Here is a 21,969-nt window from a genome sequence, read left to right as displayed (position 1 = left end):
GCGCCGGTTCGTTTAGCTCACCTGTTTACCGTGAAGAAGCATGGTAACAGCGTCGTTAAGCGAACCGGCTTTTGTAACCTGCCCCGCATTGATAAAAAAGATATCGTCGGCCCGCTCGATGGTATTCAGGCGGTGGGCGATAATGATAAGCGTTGTTTTTGCGGGCAGATTCTGTAGAATTTCATCCAGCAATTTTTCAGTAACCGTGTCGATGTTCGCGGTAGCTTCGTCGAGAATCAACAGATCTGGATTGCGTAACACGGCACGCATGAAAGCAATTAGCTGCTTTTGCCCTAGACTGATCGCGTCACCACTTGTCTGAACGGTCGTGTCTAGCCCCTCATCAAATCGCTTCAGCAATTCCTGCAAATTAGCCGCGTGAATAACATCAGTTAGTTGCTCGTTGGTATACTGCTGATATTGCGAGTTACCGTACAGGATGTTGTCGCGGACGGTACCGGTAAACAAGAAAGGCTCCTGGAGAATAAACCCGATTTTTTGTGCTCGCTCTGCTGGACTGTACGCCCGAATATCTTTTCCGCCAAGTAGTATAATACCACTGGTTGGGTCGTACAAGCGGGCCATCAACGAAGCGGTGGTTGTTTTACCACCCCCGGTAGGGCCAACCAGAGCGTACGTTTTGCCCGTCTCCAGCTCAAAGTTTATATCATGCAGTACTTCCCGGCCAGTTGGGTAAGCAAACGACACGTGCCTGAACGATAGCAACGCGCTATCTGGTGTTGCCAATGGTTGTTCAATGGTTGTCAGATTCGTTGGTAACGCCAACAGATGAGAAATTCGATCCCATCCGGCCAGCGCCACCTGAAAGCTCGTCCATAACGTTGCCAGTTGTCGCAAGGGATTATAGAAGTTGGTCACATAGCTGAGAAAACTGATTAACAGGCCGACGGTAAAACGATCCGTTGCGATCAAATAAATACCGAACGAAAGAACGATCAACTGCCCTAGTTGAGCCGAGAGTCCGTAAATCGGCAGATAAACGTTGTTGGCCAGACCAGCGCCGATAGCCGTTTTGTAATTCTGCTGGTTGGCTTTCTCGAACCGTCTCCGGAAATAGTCGCGTCGGTTGAACGCAATAATGACTTTGAAATTATTCAGGCTTTCCTGAATCTCGGCGCTCATATCACCTACGCTTTTCAAATTAAGCGCATTTTTACGCTTCACCCAGGCTGAGGTCGCCTGGGTAAAAAACCAAAGCAGCAACGCGGGCGATAAAGCGGCAGCACCGAGCGGCAGGTTGATAAACAGCAAAAAGAGTCCCGCACCCGTCATCATAAAGATGCTGCTAATAAACTGCATCAGCGCCTGCGAGAAAAACAAGTTTAGTTTATCGGTGTCGTTGTTGACTCTTGAAATAAGGTCGCCCGCTTTGTTTTGATTGAAAAAAGCGACGGGTAACTCCTGTAGTTTATTGAAGACCGCATTGCGAAGTTTGAACAAGGTTCGCTGGCCCACCCCACCCATCAACCGTGTCTGCGTGTACCCGGTCGCGAAGGCAATCAGGTAGATTACCAGCAAAATACCGGCATTCCTCAACACGCCATCGAATTGCTTGTGCTGGATGTATTGATCGATGGTTCGTCCAATAAGGATAGGACCAAGCAGCAGCAATGCCGAATTAATGAGAATAGCCGCAAAGGCAAAAGCCAGCGTTCGGTGCTCATCATTGATCAGCGCCAGCAGTTTTCGAAGTGCTTTGTAGGTAGCGTTTTTCTCTTCTTTTTGCCCGACAAACTGGTTAAGATCGTAATTCATACTGGCTCGTACTGCGTTGCGACTGGTAAATTTGAACGTACTCGGGACTACTATTCATCAATTCGGGGTGCGTGCCTCTGGCAACGATCTCGCCCTCCATGAGTAAAATGATTTGCTCATACTGTTCGGCAGACGTAATCTTCTGGGTGACCGATACCAGCGTTAGATCCGGATAATTGCGTTGGATATTCTGCACGATTTTCTGTTCCGTATTCGCATCAACCCGGGCCGTAAAGTCGTCCAGCAGCAGTACTTTGGGATTGAGTGCTAGTGCGCGGGCCAGCATAATCCGCTGTTTCTGACCACCCGACAGTGTGCTTCCCCGTTCCGATACAACGGTCTGTAATCCTTCGGGCATCGAGTCGATGAAGCCGCGTAGCTCCGCCGTGTCGATTGCTTTTTGTACCGACTCATCGGTTACGGTATCACTAAAAGCAATATTTTCCCGAAGGCTCATGTTAAAGATGATACTATCCTGAAACACGAACCCAACCTGCTTATGGAACGCGTCTTCGCTATACTGATCAATGGATAACTCGTCGTACGCAACGCTTCCTTCCTGGGGGTCGATAAGTCCGGTCAGGAGATACAGCAATTGGCTTTTTCCAGCCGCTGTGGGTCCTACAATAGCCGTTCGGCTCTCCGCCTTCACCGAAAAAGACACATCCTTGAGCGCCGGTTTCCCATCGTAATAAACGGATACGTTTCGAACGGTAATCGTGCCCTGTAAAGGCAGATCGATGGTTCCGGTCTTAGCCGTTTCGGGTGCCTGCAATACCTCACTGACCCGCTCATACGAGGCCGACGCCTGGGCAATGACGTTACTCATAAAACCAATGACAATGATTGGGAAAATAAGCAGGGCCAAGTAGCCATTGAAAGCAGCAAAATCGCCGAGCGACATGCTCCCGGTAATAACAAAGTGCCCACCCATGACCAAAATGCTCAAAGCCGCCATGTTGGCCGTGAACGAAATAATCGGTATCAGCGCGGCAAAGAGCCGCAGAATAGCCAACCCAATATCTTTCGCATCGGTATTGGCCGCCAGAAACTTTTCGTATTCAAGCTGCTGGGCATTGAGTACCCGGATCAGGGCTGCGCCGAGAATGCTTTCATTGATAACCTTATTCAGCCAATCCACTACCCCTCGACTTCGCACGAACAGCGTTCTGACTTTGCTCATCAGAATGTAGAACGTGACGCCCACGATGGGGATAATGGCCATGACAGTAAGCCCCAGCTTCCAGTTTATGTTGACCAGCAGTATACTAGCCCCGACAATAATGCACAGCGACGACACGATGGATACCACTGCTTGCGAAACAAACGTTTTGACAGAATCAACGTCAGATGTCAGATTTGTCAGCAACCGCGACGGGTTAGTCTCCTGAATGTAGGCAAACCGTTGGCGCGATAATTTATCGGCCAGTTGCGTCCGCAAGTCTCTGGCTACCTGTTCAGAAGCGTAGGTCTGGATGATACTTTGCAGGTAGGTAAAAACGAAAATAAACAGAGCCGCCAGCAGAAACTGAATCACTGTTCTTTTCAACACGAAATGTCCGGCGGCATAGTCATCGATTCCGTGCGAAATGATCATGGGCAGAAGCAGGTTGATGCCGTTACTGATCAAGGCAAACAGAATCAGTAAGATGACCATTCGGGAGTAGGGCTTGAGCAGCCCAAGCAACGAGGCCTTGGGAGCAGACGCCTGCCGTGGTCTAGTTTTGTCCATAACAGTTACTACTATCCAGCTAAAAACGGGGCTGTGAATGAGAAGCTAAAGGTAATGAGTAACCTGTCTACTTATTCGTTTTGGCTGATTAAGTTGGCTGGATTAGCTAACTTCCAAGCCTCTTTTAATACCTCTTAAGATAGTTTGAGCCGTTGAAAGGATACTCGGATACCACGCTGGCAGTGAGCAGAAACATACTTCTACCTGGGTGTACTGGATTTTATTTTTGCCGTGGCGAACAAACAAGAAATCTGGAAAGCAAAAGTAGGATCGTACCTGCGCTCGCTTTGTATACCATTAATACAAGAGTATGTTGACTCTATACTTCATTTAATTTAGCCACGATAATCGTCTTCATCACTCCATCCACTCAATACACCTAATGGAAAATAAGCCCGGAAATTTTCGCTGGACAGTAGTAACGCTACTGTTTTTTGCTACCACAATCAACTACCTCGACCGGCAGGTGATCGGTTTGCTCAAACCTACGCTTGAAAGCGAATTTAGCTGGACCGAAACGGACTACAGTCGAATTGTTATGGCCTTTGCTGCGGCTTATGCCATCGGCCTGCTGCTTTTCGGGCGGATCATCGACCGGATCGGTACCAAGCTGGGTTATACCATTTCGTTGATAGCCTGGAGTTTAGCCGCTATCGCTCATGCCGTAGCTACCAGCACGTTTGGGTTTGGCGTAGCACGGGCGGCACTTGGTTTAGGTGAATCGGGTAACTTCCCGGCAGCTATTAAAGCCGTAGCGGAATGGTTTCCGAAAAAAGAACGGGCATTTGCTACGGGTATTTTTAACTCCGGCGCTAATATTGGTGCCGTCGTTGCGCCCGTGATGGTTCCGTGGATTTTAGGCGTTTACGGTTGGGAAGAAGCGTTTATTATCACGGGAGCTATCGGGTTTATCTGGTTAGTCTTCTGGCTGATTTACTATGAAGTTCCTGCCCGGCAAAAACGCGTATCGCAGGCAGAACTGGCGTATATCCATAGCGATAACGAAATAGAATCAGAAAATGCCAAACCTGTTCAATGGGCTAAGTTGTTTGGTATTCGGCAAACATGGGCGTTCGTGTTCGGTAAAATGCTCACCGATCCCATCTGGTGGTTTTTCCTGTTCTGGCTTCCCTCCTATTTTTCCACTACGTTTAACCTGGACCTTAAAAAACCAAGTCTACCGCTGGTAATCGTCTACACCGCGACAACGATTGGTAGTATTGGGGGTGGATATCTATCATCCTACCTAATTCGGCGTGGATGGACTGTGTTCAAGGCGCGCAAAACGGCCATGTTCTTGTTCGCCGTGGCTGTAGTACCCATCATGGCTGCTCGGTATGCTACCGATATTTGGCAGGCTGTAGCCCTCATTAGTTTGGCGGCAGCCGCTCACCAGGCTTGGAGCGCCAATATTTACACTACCGCATCCGATGTATTTCCTAAAAAAGCGCTTAGCTCCGTAATCGGGATCGGCGGTATGGCAGGGTCCGTCGGCGGCATCTTTTTTCCATTACTCGTCGGCTGGTTGTTGGATACGTATAAAGAAGCGGGTAACCTCAACGGTGGGTATAATTTGATCTTTATCATTTGCGGCAGTGCTTATCTACTCGCCTGGTTGATCATGCACTTCTTTACACCCCGTATGGAAATGGTTAACCTCGATGAGCCTGTAAAGTCGCCCGAGTCGGTGAGCGTTTCGTAAAGGCTTACCTGTTTATCCTTTAAAACCCCGCGTTTGTATCAGACGCGGGGTTTCTGTTTTTATGGCTTATTCGTTTTTACCAGGCTTACTTTCCACGGGTTTCAGGACATCAACGATTTTCGTTGATCGACCACTTTTTCGTTCTTCAATCTGTTCCAGCAGTTTCAAGCCCATCAATCCATTGAGCGAACCATCGGTGCCGCTCCCTCCGTTGATGACAATGTCGGGGATAACCCGAATATGTCCTTTACCAATCTCTTCCGTAATTTTAAAACGGGTAAAGTTCTCCTCGCCCATGGCCTTAACTTGTAATTCGTAAGCCTCGGCGGTTGAGCGACCGATGGCCAGAATTTTTTCGGCTTCGGCTGTACCCGTTTTGGCAATCCGTTCGGCTTCTGCGTCGGCGGTGAGTTTGGTCGCTTCAGCATCCGCTGCCGACTGACGACGACGGGCTTCCGCGTTGGCCTCGGCCCGGATTTTGGTCGCTTCGGCTTCCGCACCAACCTGTAGTTTCAGGCTACGCGCTTCCCCTTCCGATTTTTTTACGGCAGCATCGGCAGTACGCTGAGCAATTTCAACGCTTTGCTGCGCTTTGACAACCTCCCGCTGAATATCGGCCAACGCCGTTTCGCGCTCCATACCCTGGCGTTTTTCCTGCGCCATTCGCTGCGTTTCGTACGTTTTTTCTTCTTCCTGCGCAATCTTCCGGTCGGTCAGCGTTTTCATCAAACTATCGGGCGGTACAATATCACCGATCAGCGTATCAACCGCGTTTACGTTGTAGACTTCCAACACGGCCCGGATGTGTTCGCGGGCGGCTTCCTGCCGTTCCTTCCGGGTGCTCAGGAAAGCGATTACGTCCGAATCCTGGGCCGAGTTTCGGAAATAGTTACCGATTGTCGGTTCCAGCACCTGCGATACGAGGTTGTTCATACTACCAAAGCGAGCGATCACTTTGGGCGCTTCTGCCGACGGAATGTGGATGATCTGTGCTACGTCGAGGTTAAACGGGAAGCCGTCTTTGGAACGTACCGTAATCGTTGAAAGATTGCGGTCGAGATCGTGCGATTCTGTGCGGGCATTGGCCCAGTTCAGCACCAGATTTGTGGTTGGCACACCCTCTACTTTCATCGTGTAGGTATTAACGGGATACTTACCCGGTCCCAGCGGTTCCATCCAAACACCCCGAAACCCGCGTCGAACGATGTTACCGTGTTTAAAGGATTCGCCCGTCAGGTCCTCGCCATCCTCGCCGATGTACGAAATCACCACACCGACATGACCAATCGGCACTTCGGTCATGGGAATCTCTTCGATTTGAACGGCCCACGGATTTATGTAGTACGATCCGGCCAGCACCACCTGCGGCTGAAGCCCTCGGTTACCGCCGTTTTTCAGGAATGAATCCACATCCTGGAAGTTGTTGTGTCCTTCGACCGTCTTACCCGCGATCTGGCCCGGTTGCAGGGGTGCGCCGTCAAGTGTAGTAATGATACCGACCATGTTTTCTTTGATAACGGTCATGTCGGCGATGGTAATGGTAAACGCAAAAGTATTGATCCGGTACGTTCCAGGCGTCAGCATTGCCGTTTGCCGCCCTTTCTGACCATTTCCATTTAGAAAACGTTCGGTGTCCTGAAAGTTATCGCAGTCCACCCGTCGGGCCAGAATGTTACCCGTCGGTAGTTCAGCACCGTCGTTCGACAACACCAAGCCGATTTTTCCTTCGGGAACGACCGTAAACGGCTGCATCGTAACACCGTACTGCCAGGGCCATAGCCACCAGTACAGACCCGGTGCCAGCGTTTGCGCCTGATAACCCGCTTCGCCTTTCGTCGCAATGATCCGACCGTCGGGCAAGCCACGATCCTGACCGACTAAAACGTATTTTTTGGTAATCAGACCAATACGGTCTTCGGGAACAATAACCATCCCGAACAAAAAGCGGAGTACCAGTTTGTACAGTACCACCGCCAGGACGAGCAGGATTACCCAGCTCCATGCGGACATGAGCGATAAAAATTCCATAGATGAACGATTGTTAAACGGATTAAGAATGAACGGGTAAGCGGATGAATAAGCTCGTTCCGACTTGTCGAAGAAGCGGTTGACGTTGAACGAGTAAGGAAAAAGCGGATGCGTCTACACTGGCGTAGAGAAGATTAGGTCGAATTGACGCATCAAATGTAGGACGCGAAGCAATCGTAGCGCTCCGGATTTGGATGATTGGTTACCGCAAGACCAAATTGTGCAGGGGCATTGATGAGTGGAGCAGAACGCTCAAAACTCCTGAGCAAGGTTAAAGAAGAAGCCTGCCTTTCCCTGTCGGTTAACTGACCCACTAAATCGCATGACGAAATTGTAATACGTTACGATATCGAGGCTAAGTCCCGTTCCTAACAACAAGCGGTTGGCCAGTTTACTCTGATACTGTTCAGCGACGGTACTACTCACGTAACCGGCATCGCCGAAAGCCGTGATGTAAGCCGCAATTGGAATCGTATTGAACTGGCGAATGTGTAGCCAGTTGAGTTGTTTGACGGTATTGAAAAGCTGATAGCGCAAACTATTACGCCAGATCACGGATCGCTGACCATCGATTACGTACAGCTCATACCCACGTACCATTTCGCTGGAACTTCCTAGGCCGCGTAGATTAAAGTAAGGCTGCCGTGTCGGCCAGGTGGCGCGCCCGCGAATACTACCAGCCGCGTAGAAACGCCCGCCCAACGGCCAGTAGCGCGTCATGGAGGACGACAGTTCGAGAAACCGGAAATTATCACTAGGCAGTATTCCCGATACACCGATACCAGCGGTAATCACTTTTCCCCGCAGTGGAAACGATACATTGTCCCGCTGATCGTAGCGGTAATTGTAGCTCATCGACAGGTATTGCTGATGAGTACGTCCATCCAGAAAATAATCGGGGTTCAGCTTCGCGATTGTGTCCGCAATTGTAAGGCGGGTATAGCGCGTATCCAGCACGTGATAGTGGTAAAGCCCGCGCCGATGCGTCAGAACCAAGCCCGCGTAAGCCCGCTCACGCAACACCTGTTCATCTTTAATGTATACCCATTTGTCGGCCAACGTTCGATACGGAATCTCTTTGTTGGTCATGTAAGCCAGATCCGCCCGCAGTCCGATCCGCTGCGCCTTGTCGATGTACGGTCGGGAATACGAGACCACCGTGCGCTGTAAGAAACCCCGTTCAATGGCGACCTGAAGCACGTCGTTGTTTCCCGTCACATTTCGATAGCTGAGCCGTCCGCCGTAGATAACCCGTCGCAGATCCCGTCCCCGGTCGTACCACCATTCGTTCAGGTTTCTGTCGGCTATATCAAATACGGGGTAAGCAATCAGATACCACCGCTCTTTCAGGTTAACGGTCAGATCGAGAAGCCCCAGTTGCGTAGAATCGTCCGGAGTTACCTGCACCGTGGAGACATCGACGGTTACAAACAGATTCGTGTTGTTGATGTTTCGCTGATCCCAGGCTACGCGTCCGGCGAGGTCAGCTAGCCGAACGGTATCGCCCGGATGTAATGTCATCTCACGCAAAATAATACGGTCGCGAGTGCGGTAATTTCCGTTGAGAACAACCGAGCGGATCAGGACCGAACGCGACGAATCTGCCGAGGATGCTGCCCACGCTTGAAACGAAAGAAATAAGGCCGTAAGCACCAAAGCAACGGACAGCCGACAATTCGGAATCATGCTTAAAATTACGGCTTTTCAGAAAAATAACACAAATTTTTCTGTGTATCCTGCAACCGTCTATGTATTATTGCTGTATTCTATAAATCTACGGCTACTAATCTATTTAAACGGTACATGCAGACTGAAAAAACGCAGAAATCGAGCGTTGGGACTAAGCCAAATCTGAGCTTCTGGCAAATCTGGAACATGAGTTTTGGTTTCTTCGGAATCCAATATGGCTTTGGCCTTCAACAGGCCAACATGAGTCCCATCTTTCGATATCTGAACGCCGACGAAGCTAACATTCCCATTCTATGGCTGGCGGGGCCGGTAACAGGTCTGATTGTTCAACCCATCATTGGCTCCATAAGTGACCGAACGTGGTCGCCCCGCTGGGGCCGCCGAAAACCTTTTTTCCTCATCGGAGCGATTGTGACCAGCCTGGCGCTTTTTCTTATGCCCAACTCGTCGGCGCTCTGGATGGCGGCAAGCCTGATGTGGATTCTCGATACAGGACTCAACATTACGCAGGAACCGTTCCGGGCTTTTATCGGTGACAAGCTCAACGACAAGCAACGCGGGTTAGGTTTTGCCATGCAAAGCTTCTTCGTTGGCTTTGGTCAAACGCTGGCCAACCTGATGCCAACTATTTTTCGCCTGCTCGGCATTACTTCAGCAGCGGCTGTCGCAACGGGCGTTATTCCGAATAGCATTAAATACCCCTTTTATATCGGTGGTGCCGCCGTGATTCTGGCCGTTATCTGGACGATCTACACAACAGACGAGTATCCCCCCGACGACATGGCCGAGTTTGAGCGCATGAAGCATGAGGGTAGTGGCATTAGCGGGGCTTTCAACGAGATTTTTGCCGCTCTGAAAGAAATGCCCGTTACCATGCGGCAACTCTGGTGGGTTAAATTCTTTACCTGGTTTGCCCTTCCGCTGATGTGGCAGTTTCTCACGCTGGCCGTAGCGCGTCATGCGTTCAATGCCCCTACCGCCCAATCACCCGGCTTTCAGGAAGGTACCGAGTGGGGAAACCTGTGTTTTGCCATGTTTAACGTTGGGTGCTTCAGTATTTCGTTTTTTCTGCCTGCCATCGCTAATGTAGTGGGTCGGCGAGCTACCCATGCCTTATTTCTGACCATCGGCGGTTTCGGTTTTCTGTCGATGTTACTTTCGAACGATAAATACGTTTTTTTGATCGGTATGACGCTCGTTGGTTTCGCCTGGGGCTCTATCCTGTCGATGCCGTATGTATTGTTGTCAAGTTCGGTTCCCGCCGAGCGGATGGGCGTGTACATGGGTATCTTTAACGGCTTTATTGTCGTACCGCAAATCATTAACAACCTGACGATTCAGTTTATTTACCCTTACCTCAACAACGACCCTCGTAATGCACTGGCCTTGGCGGGCGTGTGTTTGTTATTGGCAGCCGGTTCCTGTTTTCTGGTTAAAGAAACAAGACGTAGCGAAGAAGCCGCTTTCCCGGTCAATCCAGGCGGTAATTAATTAGGAATCTGTTTTACATTTGCCATTCCGATCAGCCAAGCGCCAAAAGCAGCAAAACGGCTGATCGGAATACCTTTTTTATGACGACATCTTCCCGCCCTTACACCCTCATCGCCGTTGGCGAACTGCTTGCTGACTTTATTGGACATCATGTTTCATCCAGCCTGCTCGATGCACTGGACTTCCGGCGGTATCAGGGTGGTAGCCCGGCCAATATGGCGGCAAACATGGCTCGAATGGGTAACAAAACAGCGCTGGTTGCCTGCGTCGGCGACGACAACATTGGCCGGTACCTTACGCGAGAGACTGCCGAAGTAGGTGTTGACACGCAATTTGTCACAAAGCATGCGCAGGAGCCAACGAGTATTGTACTGGTTTCACGAACGGCGGGTACACCCGACTTTGTTGCCTACCGCCACGCCGATTGCCAGATTCAAACGGATCAGCTACCGGACTCGCTTCTGGCCCAGACAACGTTGTTTCACACCACCTGTTTTGCGTTGAGCCGCCAGCCCGCGCAGGATGCCATTTGCGATGCGGCCAAGCGCGCGCAAGCTGCCGGTTGTCAGGTTACGATCGATGCCAATTACGCGCCAACGATCTGGCCCGACCGTGAACAAGCGTGGCGGGTACTGGCCGACTACTGTTCGGCGGGTGCTCTGGTGAAACTCAGCGAAGACGATGCCGAACGACTGTACGGAGAAAAGCAATCGACCGAACGCATTCTGAGCGATTTTCATAAAATGGGCGCAAAAATCATTTGCTTTACTCTGGGTGCTAACGGCAGTATCGTGTCGTATGATGGCGGTACTCAGCAGGCTGTGATACCTGGCAAAAAAGTAGATGTGGTCGATGTTACGGGTGCGGGGGATGCCTACTGGGCTGGTTTCCTGACCGCTTTCGTAGACGGCCATACGCCCGAGCAATGCGCCCGCTCGGGTGCGACACTCGCGCAAATGAAGCTAAGTCGGCAGGGGCCCCTACCATTCCAGGTTGATCGCAAATCACTTTACCGGTAAAGTGATTTGCTTAACTTACAAATTCCTGATGTATTTCTGACCGCCCAGGTAACGCATCTGACGGGTGATCTGTCGCGTTCGCCGTTGAATGTAGCTTGACGGATTTTTAATGGAAAACTGACGCGGATTGGGCAGTACGGCGGCAATGCGGGCGGCTTCATTGCGTGAAAGCGTAGCGGCTGAGTGACCGTAAAACCGCTCGGAGGCCGCTTCGACACCAAACGTCATCGGACCCGTTTCCGCCACGTTCAGATACACTTCCAGAATGCGTTTTTTGCCCCAGATCAACTCAATCACAGCCGTGAAATAAACCTCTAACCCTTTTCGAATGTAGCTGCGGCCATTCCACAAAAACACGTTTTTGGCAACCTGCTGCGAGATCGTGCTGGCTCCGCGCGGGCGTTCACGGGTTTTGTTTTCTTTGATGGCATCCTGAATCTCGTCGAAATCAAAACCCCAGTGGATCGGAAAAGCTTGGTCTTCGGAAGCAACGACCGCCAGAGCAGCTTCCTTGCTGATCTCATCGTACGACCGCCACTTCTTGTAAACATGGCTACTCTCGTCCGTTCCAATGGTGTCCATCCATCGTGACACCACTAACGGTGTTACCCATACGGGCACATACTTGAGAACAACCACGTATCCCAGCGAACCAAAAAATAACCACAGAAACGCTTTAATGCTGAACCAGTAGATGCGTTCCAGCAAAGGGCGTTCACGAATGAAACGACGCGCCTGTTGCCAACGCCCACCCTTCTGCAAGCGTTGCGCGGAAGAATGCCCAACTTTAGGGCGGGGTTGCGGAGAAGGCGAAGTTCTGAATGTGTTGGCAGGGCGCTGCGAAGGGTCCATAAAAGCGATTCTAATACGCGAAAATGACTATTTTTCTAGTAGCGTGGACGATTTTCAGGCGCTTTTGTTCAAGAAGCTTATCCACTCGTCGGGCTTACTTGGCCCTCGCTGCGCTGCTTTCGTTTAACGTACAATAAGCTAATTTCATTTTAGAACCTGATCCTCACCAGACTTACTTCTTGCGGCTCGTTGCCGAACGAACAATGAAGTCATAGTATCAAATTTATCAGGAACGGTTTATTCATCAACTTAAATCTTGTCAATCCTGTTAATGGTGTCAATCAATGAACGCAGGTAACCCAACAAGTCTTTATACCTTACAGTCGATTATTCATGGATCTTCTTCCTTCTCCCCCACTCACCCGCGCTCAGGAATCGCGCGTCGCTATTGAACGATTATACATTACGATGCGCCACTTGTTCAACCGGGGTTTTTACAAGCCATCGGGCGTATCAGGTGAAGAAATTCGTCGGGCGCTGCTAACGCTTCAACCCGAAATTTACGGCCTGGTTGGCGATCAGCAACGGGTTGAACTAGACGGTCTGGTGTACGTGATGGACCGCCTTCCTAAAGGCATAGAATCCTGCCGAATCATCTCGCTGGCTTCGCGGGAAGGCTTCGAACACTCGCACTTCCCGGTGCTGGTTCCCGCCAAACGTCGACGCAACTGTTACCGCATCGACAGCGAACAAATGGTTATTGAAGTAACCAATGGCCGAAGCGAAATCTACGATATCCTGACGCACCTGACGTTTATGTTCATGGAGGCCGACAAAATTCGGCGCAACGCCTTTCAGGAGCGCGGCAGCAAAACCCGCGAATGGGAAAAGCTGGAGGCCATCATCCAATCGGGGGGCACCGTATCGGACGACGAACGCGAGCTAGCGCTGATGTACCTTAGCTCTATTCTGGGCCGCACCTTCGAAGATACCCAGCGTGCTTACCAGCGGTTTGCCGAAAATGCAGGAACGAACAGCGGTTTGTTTCAGATCGTCTACGCCCTGGGAAGCGTATCGGTGAAGGAAAGCAAAGAATCGAATACAACTCGGGAGATCAATTTTACGCCCATGCTCCGCGAGCGGATCGGTCAGCACCTCTACGGCGAACGCTGGGCTACGCACATCAAGCAGTACATCTGGGAGCACAACCTTCAGGAGCGGCCCATTCACATTATTAGTGCCAATCCGCACAGTGTGATGAACTGCCTGTACGCACCCGGTGCGCTGGCCGAAGCCACAAGCTGGGACAACCTCTACGACCTTGCGCTGAAGCTAAGCCAGCCAGCACACCGTGACCTACGAAAGCAGGTTATCAGCTACGCTAATGAACACGGAATGCATGTGCTGGAAGACGTTGCCGGAACCAGCCTATTGGTTCAGTTGATCGACACGGCCCAGGTAGATACAGCGACTCTCTCGCCAGAGATTACGCACGATCCGGAACTCATCAAAGCCAATCAGCCTTTGTTGCTGATCATGGATTATGCGTTTGGCGAACAGGCCTTTGAGACTATGGACGAGTTGCTAAAACCGTTCGAGCGCGGAGACGAAACGTTTCCCATGAACGTCGCGTCGATATCGATCATTGGCAAAGCGGGCATTCTAACGGGCGAGAAAGGCGATCTGATGATTCCAACGGCGCACATTTTTGAGGGAACCGCCGATAATTATCCGTTAGACAATGATTTCTGCAAAGAAGATTTCGAAGGACACGGCATACCGGTGTACGAAGGAGCGATGATTACGGTACTGGGCACGTCGCTACAGAATAAGAACGTACTCAGTTATTTCAAGAATTCGTCGTGGAAAGCAATTGGCCTTGAAATGGAAGGTGCTCACTACCAGAAAGCGATTCAGGCACAGTCGAAAATTCGGGATAGCGTTTCGACAAACGTCAAAGTTCGTTACGCGTATTATGCCTCTGACAACCCGCTGCTTACTGGTGCAACACTAGCGTCCGGCAGCCTGGGTACGCTGGGCGTCAAACCTACTTATCTGATTACGGTCAAGTGCCTGGAGAAAGTGCTGAAATAACGTCGATCCAACAAACGTATTGAAACAAACAGCAATGCCGTATCACTGCGATACGGCATTGCTGTTTGTAAAGCAGCGTTCGGATTAAGCATACAATAAACTACAGTAAGGTACTTCTATTGGCGCTTATCCCTCGAAATGGACAATCTTTGATTAATTTTAAAAATGCTATTTATTAAAAAAATAGTAAAAAATTTCACATGAACGCTTTGTTGTTTAAAGGATTAAGCATAGATTTGATCGTCAATAAACATCGATGAGTACTAAAAAAACTTCGTTAAAGGACATAGCCGTGAAAGCTGGTGTTTCTACCGCTCTAGTGTCCTATGTTCTGAATGGTAAGGAAAAGGAAAGTCGGGTTGGCCAGGAAATTGCGCAAAAAATAAGACAGATCGCGGCTGATCTGAATTACCAGCCGAATCATCTTGCCAAGAGTTTACGCAGCGGAAAAACGCATACCATTGGTTTGATTATAGCGGATATCTCAAACCCTTTTTTTGCAAACATAGCCCGCGTGGTGGAAGACGAAGCCAAGCGAAACGGATACACGGTTATTATTGGTAGCTCGGACGAGAATGCTGATAAGTCGCGCGATTTATTGGACGTACTGATCAACAGACAAGTCGATGGCTTTATTATTGTTTCGGCAGAAGACACCGAGGAGCAAATTCAATACCTGACCGATAGACACATACCGTTTGTTTTGCTGGACCGGTATTTTCCGGATATGCAGACTGACTTTGTTTCTACCGATCATTACCAGGCATCGTATGACGCCGGTTCTCATTTGATTCGGAGTGGATACCAGCACATCGGCATGATTGCTTACGACTCGCAGATGTTCCATATGCGGGAACGTATCAGAGGCTACAGCGACGCACTTAACGATCACAACCGGACCGTCCAAAAGTCCTGGTTACAGGAAGTTCGAATGAGCGCCATCGAGGCTGGTGTACAAGCGGCCATTGATCAGATGTTGTCGGGAAAACAACCCGTTGACGCCATCCTTTTCGCAACGTATAGCTTGGCAATCAATGGGTTAAAATACATTAATACGTTACGTTTACAGGTGCCAACCGATCTGGCAATTGTCAGCTTTGGACAGGCAGAAGTATTTGAACTGTACCATTGCCCAATTACCTATTTAAAGCAACCTATCGTGTTGCTGGGAAAAAAAGCCGTTGAGGTACTGGTCAAAAAACTAAGGCATGAATCCACTGAACCCTCGCAGGTACTCATGAAAGCAGAATTGGTCGAAAGAGCCTCGTCAAAAGTAAAATCGGTCGTGCTGATTTAAATTTGCCCAATAGCTTAAACGATTAAGCGAAAACCTGATAGTTCCTAAATCCTCTTATGCAACGTAGAACTTTCCTCAAATCATCCTTAGCCAGCGCAGCCGCCGTGTGGGCAGGTTTACCAGCAAGTGCCGTGGAGGCCGCACCGAAATTAAAAATCACCAAGATTCGCTATTACAGCGCACCGGGTTATAATAAACCGCTTTTCAATCAGGCGCGTGGTATCGTTGAGATTCAGACCGATGGCGGTATCGTCGGCATCGGAGAAGGTGGCTCGAAGGATATGATCGAGCAGTGCGCGCAGATGATTATCGGCGAAGATCCATTTCGCATTGAACATATCTGGCAGAATGTGTACCGGGGCATGTTTTACCCCCCAGGTCGGGAAAAGCTTCATGCACTGGGAGCGCTCGAAATGGCCTTGTGGGACATTAAAGGCAAAGCGCTTGGCGTACCGGTCTACGAACTGTTGGGCGGTGCCACGCGGGAATACGTTGAATGCTACGCTACCGGCTTCCGGGCTTCGAAAGCAAAAACGGAAGAAGAACGCGCCCGAGATTGCATCGAAGCGGGTTTGCGCGCCTACCGGATTGGCCCAACCGGCGGCAACGGTGATACCGCTTTTGACTTCTACGACAACGCCAAGAAAACCATTGAATTCTGTAAGCGCATTGATGCAGCCGTAGGCGGTGGCGGCAAGTGGGCCATCGATCTGCACACCCGCTTCGACACGACCGAAGGCGTAAAAATTTGTAAAGCCCTCGAAAATCTGGAGCCTTACTTTGTCGAAGATATCGTCCGCTCCGAAAATCCGGACGTGTACAAAACCGTTCGGCAGATGACTACCGTACCGATTGCCGTTGGCGAACAATTTGGCGACCGCTGGGAAAGTAACACCTTTATCGAACAGCATCTGATTGATTACACGCGCTTCACGCTGCCCAATACTGGGGGAATCTCTGAATTCAAAAAGCTAGCTTCCATGTGCGAAACGCATTATGTGGGCATGATACCGCACTTTACGGGCCCGCTGGCGACAGCCACGTTGGTACACGTATTGGGGTCCAGCAGTCCAATGCGTTGCCTGATGGAACTGGGTGGTGGCGAACCGGAACGACCTGCTTACTTCAACGAGGATTTCGTGAATTTTAAGAACGGGAAGCTTTATCTCAATCCGGAGCCGGGCCTGGGTGTCAAGTTTGATCCCAAGAAAGCAACGTTCGTTATGGAGGTTACCGCCAAGACGCAATTCCCTCATCCGATTCTGAAAAGTCCCGACGGAGCCATTCATAACTGGTAGCCTAACTTCACGCCTATACGCGTTTTCAGGATTATCAATATCGAGTCAACCGTTTAGTATTTCGGTAAAATACTCCGCTAAGCCATTTAAAAAGCGACACAAAGAAAGAGTCAGCAAACAGATACACGCCCTACGACTTCGCAGGCCGATTGGAAGCTTATTTTCAGCCTCAAAAAATATATAACTATACAAATAAATAGAAGCATTATATGTAGTAAGCGTTAGTGATTTTCCTAAACCTTTAACCAATTCCTCTCATGAAAAAAGCACTAATCATTACCCTTCTTTACCCGGCCCTGTGCAGCTGCTTCGCTTTTGCACAAACAGGCCGCGTGACGGGTAAAGTAACGGGAGCGGGACCCGACAATCAGGGACTTCCCGGCGTAAACGTAGTGGTGGGCGGAACTTCCGTTGGAACGACTACGGATGCTTCGGGAAATTATTCGATCAATGCTCCGGCAAATGCCTCGCTTGTCTTTTCGTACATAAGCTACGTAAGCCAGACGGTTCCGGTCAACAACCGCTCAATCGTTAATGTTCAGCTGGCCGAGGACGCAAAAGCAATTGATGAAGTAATCGTTACAGCACTCGGCATCAAGAGAGAATCTAAGACACTTGGTTACGCTACCGCTACCGTCAACGCCGATCAAATATCGACCAACCGTACGCCCAATTTTGTGAGCGGTTTACAAGGAAAAATGGCGGGGGTAAATATTACCTCGATGGGTACAGGACCTGCCGGAACGGCCAAGATCCGGATTCGCGGTCAGTCGTCGTTCAGTGGTCAGAACAACCCGCTGATTGTCGTGAACGGGGTTCCTATCGACAACTCCAATTACTCGCTCGGTGGCGATTACGGCTCACGGGCCGCCAACAATTCCGACGGGGGCGACGGATTGAGCAGTATCAACCCCGACGATATTGAAACCATGACCGTGCTGAAAGGAGCTACGGCGGCTGCTTTGTACGGTTCCCGCGCGAAGGACGGCGTGGTCATGATCACGACCAAAAGCCGGGGTATAGGAAAAGGGTTCGGCGTTACCTACAATGCCAATTTTACCACGGACACGCCCCTGGACTTCACCGATTTTCAGTACGAATACGGGCAAGGCGAAGGCGGTAAACGCCCAACATCACCGAGTCCATCCTCGGGTGTGTGGAGCTTCGGCGAGAAGTTTCAGCCGGGCATGACCCAGGTCTTGTTTGACAACGAGATTTGGCCTTACGAACCCGTTTTTAATCGGGTCAAGAAGTTCTACCGTGTGGGCACCAACTTCACTAACACCGTAACAGTCGCCAATAACGGACAGAACGGTGGCTTTAGCCTTTCATTCGGCAACACCGACAACCGGGGTATTCTGGAGAATAATACCTTCAACCGCAAGGTGATCAACCTGGGTTTCAGTCAGAACATCAACCCTAAATTGACAGCCTCTGGAAATATCAACTACTCGAAAGAAAACAACATCAATCCCCCCCAACTGAACGCGCAGGACTTCTCGGTATCGACGGTTGTTTTCACACTGGCCAACTCGATGCCTTTCGAAGCCCTACGCGAAAATCAGGCCCTTGCCAATGGCGATGAGTTTACGTTCTCCCGCTTTCTGGTGCGAAACAACCCATACTATTCGATGAGCCGCCGTTTCGAGAACATAAACCGGGATCGGATCTTCGGCAACATCGCACTCAAATACCAGTTCACCGACTGGTTGTATCTGCAAGGCCGGATTGCCCAGGATTCCTACACCCGTAATCAGGATTACAACATTCCGAACGGCTACGCCCCTATTGCCAAAGCACCCATTGGCTTTGTAAACGGTTCTTACACCCAGGACGTACGCCAAAATACCGAACGCAACATTGACTTCATTCTCGGCGGCAACCGAACATTCGGAAAATTTGGCTTGGACGTAACCCTGGGGGGCAACGCACGCTACGCCCGCAACGACTACAACAGCGTAACCGTACAGGATTTTGTCACACCGGGCCTGTACACCGTAGCCAATGGCCGGGTTAAGAATCCGATCTACGTGCTGGCCGAGAAAAAAATCAACTCCCTGTTTGGAGCAGCTACCCTTTCGTACCGGGATTATTTGTTCCTGAACATGACGGCCCGCAACGACTGGTTCTCCACGCTGGCCCCGTCGAATCGAAGCATCTTGTACCCATCCGTTACGGGTAGCTTTGTGTTCTCACAGGCATTTGAAAAACTTCCGACCTGGGTATCGTTCGGAAAACTGCGGGCGGCTTACGCGGAAGTGGGTTCCGACAACGTAGATCCGTATTCCAACGCACTTTATTATCAGGTCGATAACAATTCGTTTCCGAATCCATCGGGTCAGCTGGTACCGGTAGGCGGCATCAACGCGTCGGTCGTTCCCAACAAAAACCTGCGGCCACTGCGTATTCAGGAAGCCGAAGTTGGTCTGGAATTGAAGTTGTTTGACAGCAAGATAGGCTTTGATTTCACCTATTACCACAAAACGACGAACGACCAGATTCTGGCCGCTCAAATTTCGGATGCGTCCTCGTACACCAGCAAGCTGATCAACGTGGGCCGGAGTATGAACCAGGGGCTTGAGATGCTGCTGACCTTTTCGCCCGTCGTCAGACCGGCTTTCCGATGGGACGTGAGCGCTAACGTCTCGTATAATACCTCGAAAGTTCTTCGCTTAGGCTTGTCGCCCAACGATACCGTCATCACGGTAAGCAGCGGAGGAGGCCGGACGCTGAACCAGGTTGTGGGCAAGCCCATCGGGCAGCTCTACACGTTCACCTATCTACGGGATGCGCAGGGTCGTAAGGTGTTTGACGCGAATAGCGGACTGCCGATCCGGAACAACACCTTGGCAAACGTAGGAAACGCTCTGCCCAGCTATTTCGGCGGGATCACCAACACCTTCACGTACCAGGGCTTATCGCTTTCGTTCCTGATCGACTTCAAGCTTGGCAATAAGATGATTGCAGGACGGAATATCAACTACATGCGGCACGGCCTGTCGAAACGGACGCTACCCGGTCGGGATGTCGGTTACGTGATTGGCGACGGCGTTAACCCGAACGGAGAAATCAACCAGACCAGAGCGGCTGTACAGCCTTTTTATGAATCGCTTAATCCGCTGGGCATCAACGAAGATTTCGTGTTCAACGCCGGGTTCTGGAAACTACGCCAGATTACGTTAGGCTACGATTTCACGAAGCTATTACCCCAAAGCCTGTTCATCAAAGGGTTGCGGCTGAACGCTGTAGCTAACAACGTGCTGATCCTAAAGAAGTGGACCGAAAATATGGACCCTGAAGAAGCCCTGGTTTCGTCGGACAACTCCGTCGGGCTGGATTTCTGGCCGGGTCTTCCACCAACCCGTAGCATCGGTTTCAACCTAAATGTTCGGTTCTAATGTAATGTGGACTTCTGGTCCGCTTGGTCGTGTAGAAAAGGTGGACCAAATGTCCACGTTACTCATCCTAAAATCATGAAAACGAACCTCAAACATACCCTTACCCTGCTGCTTTCGCTGAGCTTGCTTACCAGCTGCGATCAGGGCTTTGACGAGATCAACACCAACAAGGTGGACCCAACTTATCTGGCCCCTTCGTTGATTCTCAACAAAGCGATTATTAATACCAACTACCTGGATGGCTTTGGCACACTGGGCATGCTGACCTACAATTTCGGGATCGTGCAGCAGATCATTACGCCCTACGGCAGTTCGCTGTCGGGTGCTAATTACGATCAGGTGAACAGCGGCAATACACCTTTGGTCTGGACCAATTTTTACCGCAATGTCGTCAAGCAACTGGTAGCCGTACTGGATCAGACGAAAAGTGATCCGTTGCAGAGCAACACCTACAACGCGGCCCGTATTTGGCGAGCCTACACCTTTTTGGTTCTAACCGACACCTACGGCGATGTTCCGTATTTCCAGGCGGGTCAGGGCTACACGACGGAGACTATCACGCCCAAATACGATCCGCAACAGGAGATTTACAAGGATATTCTGAAAGAGCTGGACGAAGCATCGGCAGCCTTAACCAGTACGCAAACCGCCGTTACGACCGACATTCTTTACGGTGGAGACGTAGCCAAATGGAAAAAGCTCGGCTATTCGCTTATGCTGCGGGCGGGCATGCGCCTGACAAAAGTTGATCCGACAATGGCTCAAAGCTACGTTAAAAAAGCCGTAGCGGGTGGCGTGTTCCAATCCAATGCCGACAATTCGGTGTTACGCCATACGGCTATTTATAACAACTATATTGCCAACCATTTAGCCGCCCGCGAAAAAACGAACTTCTACCTCGCAGCGCCCTTCGTCAATTACCTGAAACAAAACAACGACCCTCGACTACCCATCTTTGCCGTTCGGTACGTGGGCGCGAAAGGCGGTCAGGAGCAGGTCAATGATCGGGCCTCGTCTGATCCGAAGCTTCAGATTGGGATGCCAATGGGCTATAACGATGTCTCGATTGCATCTACGTTCAGCCAGAACGGAGTAGCCAGTCTGTGGGACTATTCGCAGGTCAACCTGAACACAGTCTTAAAGCTGGATGCCCCCGAATTTCACGTTACGTACGCACAAACGCAGCTTTTGTTGGCGGAGGCAGCCGTGCGGGGCTGGGTTACTGGTTCAGCCGCCGATTACTACGCAACGGGTATCCGGGCCGCTCTGGAACAGATGGCCCAGTACGGCAGTAACTCAGCAATTTCGGAAGCGGCCATTAAAGCTTACCTGGACGCTCATCCACTGGATGCCAGTAAGGCATTAGACCAGATCAACACGCAGTATTGGGTAGCCAGTTTTCTGGACGGCAACGAAGCCTTCGCTAATTTCCGGCGCAGTGGTTATCCCACGTTGCAGAAAAACCCATACCCTGGCTCCGAAGTAAAAGGTGACTTTATCCGCCGTATGCCCTACCCCGACAGTGAAATCGTCGTCAACTCGGGAAGTCTCAACGAAGCCATCGCTCGGCAGGGCCCAAATACGCTGGACACCCGCGTCTGGTGGGACAAAAAATAATGACTGAATACCATTGACAGGATAAACAGGATACCT

At 50.5% G+C, this 21,969-nt stretch carries 13 protein-coding genes; 8 read left to right on the top strand and 5 right to left on the bottom strand.

Going from position 1 to position 21,969, the window contains the following annotated elements:
- Window positions 1–12: 12 nt before the first annotated feature.
- Together M0L20_RS16705 and M0L20_RS16700 are read right to left on the bottom strand one after the other, a co-directional pair.
- A complete protein-coding gene (locus tag M0L20_RS16705; RefSeq protein WP_248478054.1) occupies window positions 13–1,776 on the bottom strand; it encodes an ABC transporter ATP-binding protein in 1,764 nt (587 codons plus the stop codon).
- Window positions 1,760–3,508, bottom strand: coding sequence for an ABC transporter ATP-binding protein (locus M0L20_RS16700; RefSeq protein ID WP_248478053.1), 1,749 nt, complete (start codon window positions 3,506–3,508; stop codon window positions 1,760–1,762). Before M0L20_RS16700 ends, M0L20_RS16705 begins: the two co-directional genes overlap by 17 nt.
- A 382-nt stretch (window positions 3,509–3,890) precedes the next feature.
- On the opposite strand from M0L20_RS16700, the gene M0L20_RS16695 reads away from it, so the two are divergent.
- Complete coding sequence (locus M0L20_RS16695; protein ID WP_232562048.1) at window positions 3,891–5,210, top strand: MFS transporter; 1,320 nt, start codon at window positions 3,891–3,893, stop codon at window positions 5,208–5,210.
- Between the two features lie 66 nt (window positions 5,211–5,276).
- On the opposite strand, the gene M0L20_RS16690 is transcribed toward M0L20_RS16695, so the two are convergent.
- Together M0L20_RS16690 and M0L20_RS16685 are read right to left on the bottom strand one after the other, a co-directional pair.
- On the bottom strand, window positions 5,277–7,238 hold the full coding sequence (locus M0L20_RS16690; protein WP_248478051.1) for an SPFH domain-containing protein: 1,962 nt from the start codon (window positions 7,236–7,238) through the stop codon (window positions 5,277–5,279).
- 252 nt (window positions 7,239–7,490) lie between these two features.
- Window positions 7,491–8,924 carry a BamA/TamA family outer membrane protein gene (locus M0L20_RS16685; protein WP_232562046.1) on the bottom strand — a complete coding sequence of 478 codons (1,434 nt, stop codon included), beginning with the start codon at window positions 8,922–8,924 and terminating at the stop codon, window positions 7,491–7,493.
- Between the two features lie 117 nt (window positions 8,925–9,041).
- Between M0L20_RS16685 and M0L20_RS16680 the strand changes: the two genes are divergently transcribed.
- Both M0L20_RS16680 and M0L20_RS16675 read left to right on the top strand, forming a co-directional pair.
- Window positions 9,042–10,418: an MFS transporter gene (locus tag M0L20_RS16680; RefSeq protein ID WP_232562045.1), complete on the top strand. Its 1,377-nt coding sequence runs from the start codon at window positions 9,042–9,044 to the stop codon at window positions 10,416–10,418.
- Between the two features lie 80 nt (window positions 10,419–10,498).
- The gene (locus M0L20_RS16675; RefSeq protein ID WP_248478049.1) at window positions 10,499–11,437 is read left to right on the top strand and encodes a carbohydrate kinase family protein; all 939 of its coding nucleotides are present in this window, start codon (window positions 10,499–10,501) and stop codon (window positions 11,435–11,437) included.
- Between the two features lie 15 nt (window positions 11,438–11,452).
- Here M0L20_RS16675 and mtgA read toward each other — a convergent pair whose 3' ends face one another.
- Complete coding sequence (gene mtgA, locus M0L20_RS16670) at window positions 11,453–12,289, bottom strand: monofunctional biosynthetic peptidoglycan transglycosylase (protein ID WP_248478047.1); 837 nt, start codon at window positions 12,287–12,289, stop codon at window positions 11,453–11,455.
- Window positions 12,290–12,622: 333 nt separating this feature from the next.
- On the opposite strand from mtgA, the gene M0L20_RS16665 reads away from it, so the two are divergent.
- From M0L20_RS16665 to M0L20_RS16645, 5 genes are all read left to right on the top strand, one after another.
- Entirely contained in the window at window positions 12,623–14,323 is a 1,701-nt protein-coding gene (locus tag M0L20_RS16665; RefSeq protein ID WP_232562042.1) for a DUF6909 family protein, read from the top strand.
- Between the two features lie 256 nt (window positions 14,324–14,579).
- Window positions 14,580–15,620, top strand: coding sequence for a LacI family DNA-binding transcriptional regulator (locus M0L20_RS16660; protein WP_232562041.1), 1,041 nt, complete (start codon window positions 14,580–14,582; stop codon window positions 15,618–15,620).
- Between the two features lie 56 nt (window positions 15,621–15,676).
- Window positions 15,677–16,918 carry an enolase C-terminal domain-like protein gene (locus M0L20_RS16655; protein WP_248478045.1) on the top strand — a complete coding sequence of 414 codons (1,242 nt, stop codon included), beginning with the start codon at window positions 15,677–15,679 and terminating at the stop codon, window positions 16,916–16,918.
- Window positions 16,919–17,175: 257 nt separating this feature from the next.
- Window positions 17,176–20,316: a SusC/RagA family TonB-linked outer membrane protein gene (locus M0L20_RS16650; RefSeq protein WP_248478044.1), complete on the top strand. Its 3,141-nt coding sequence runs from the start codon at window positions 17,176–17,178 to the stop codon at window positions 20,314–20,316.
- Window positions 20,317–20,391: 75 nt separating this feature from the next.
- The gene (locus tag M0L20_RS16645; RefSeq protein WP_248478042.1) at window positions 20,392–21,933 is read left to right on the top strand and encodes a SusD/RagB family nutrient-binding outer membrane lipoprotein; all 1,542 of its coding nucleotides are present in this window, start codon (window positions 20,392–20,394) and stop codon (window positions 21,931–21,933) included.
- Window positions 21,934–21,969 lie beyond the last annotated feature (36 nt).

Source organism: Spirosoma liriopis, from assembly GCF_023196085.1.
In the GTDB taxonomy this organism is placed as follows: Bacteria; Bacteroidota; Bacteroidia; order Cytophagales; family Spirosomataceae; genus Spirosoma; species Spirosoma oryzicola.
Note: the sequence above shows the minus strand (reverse complement) of the source record. Positions and strands in the feature narration are given on the sequence as shown.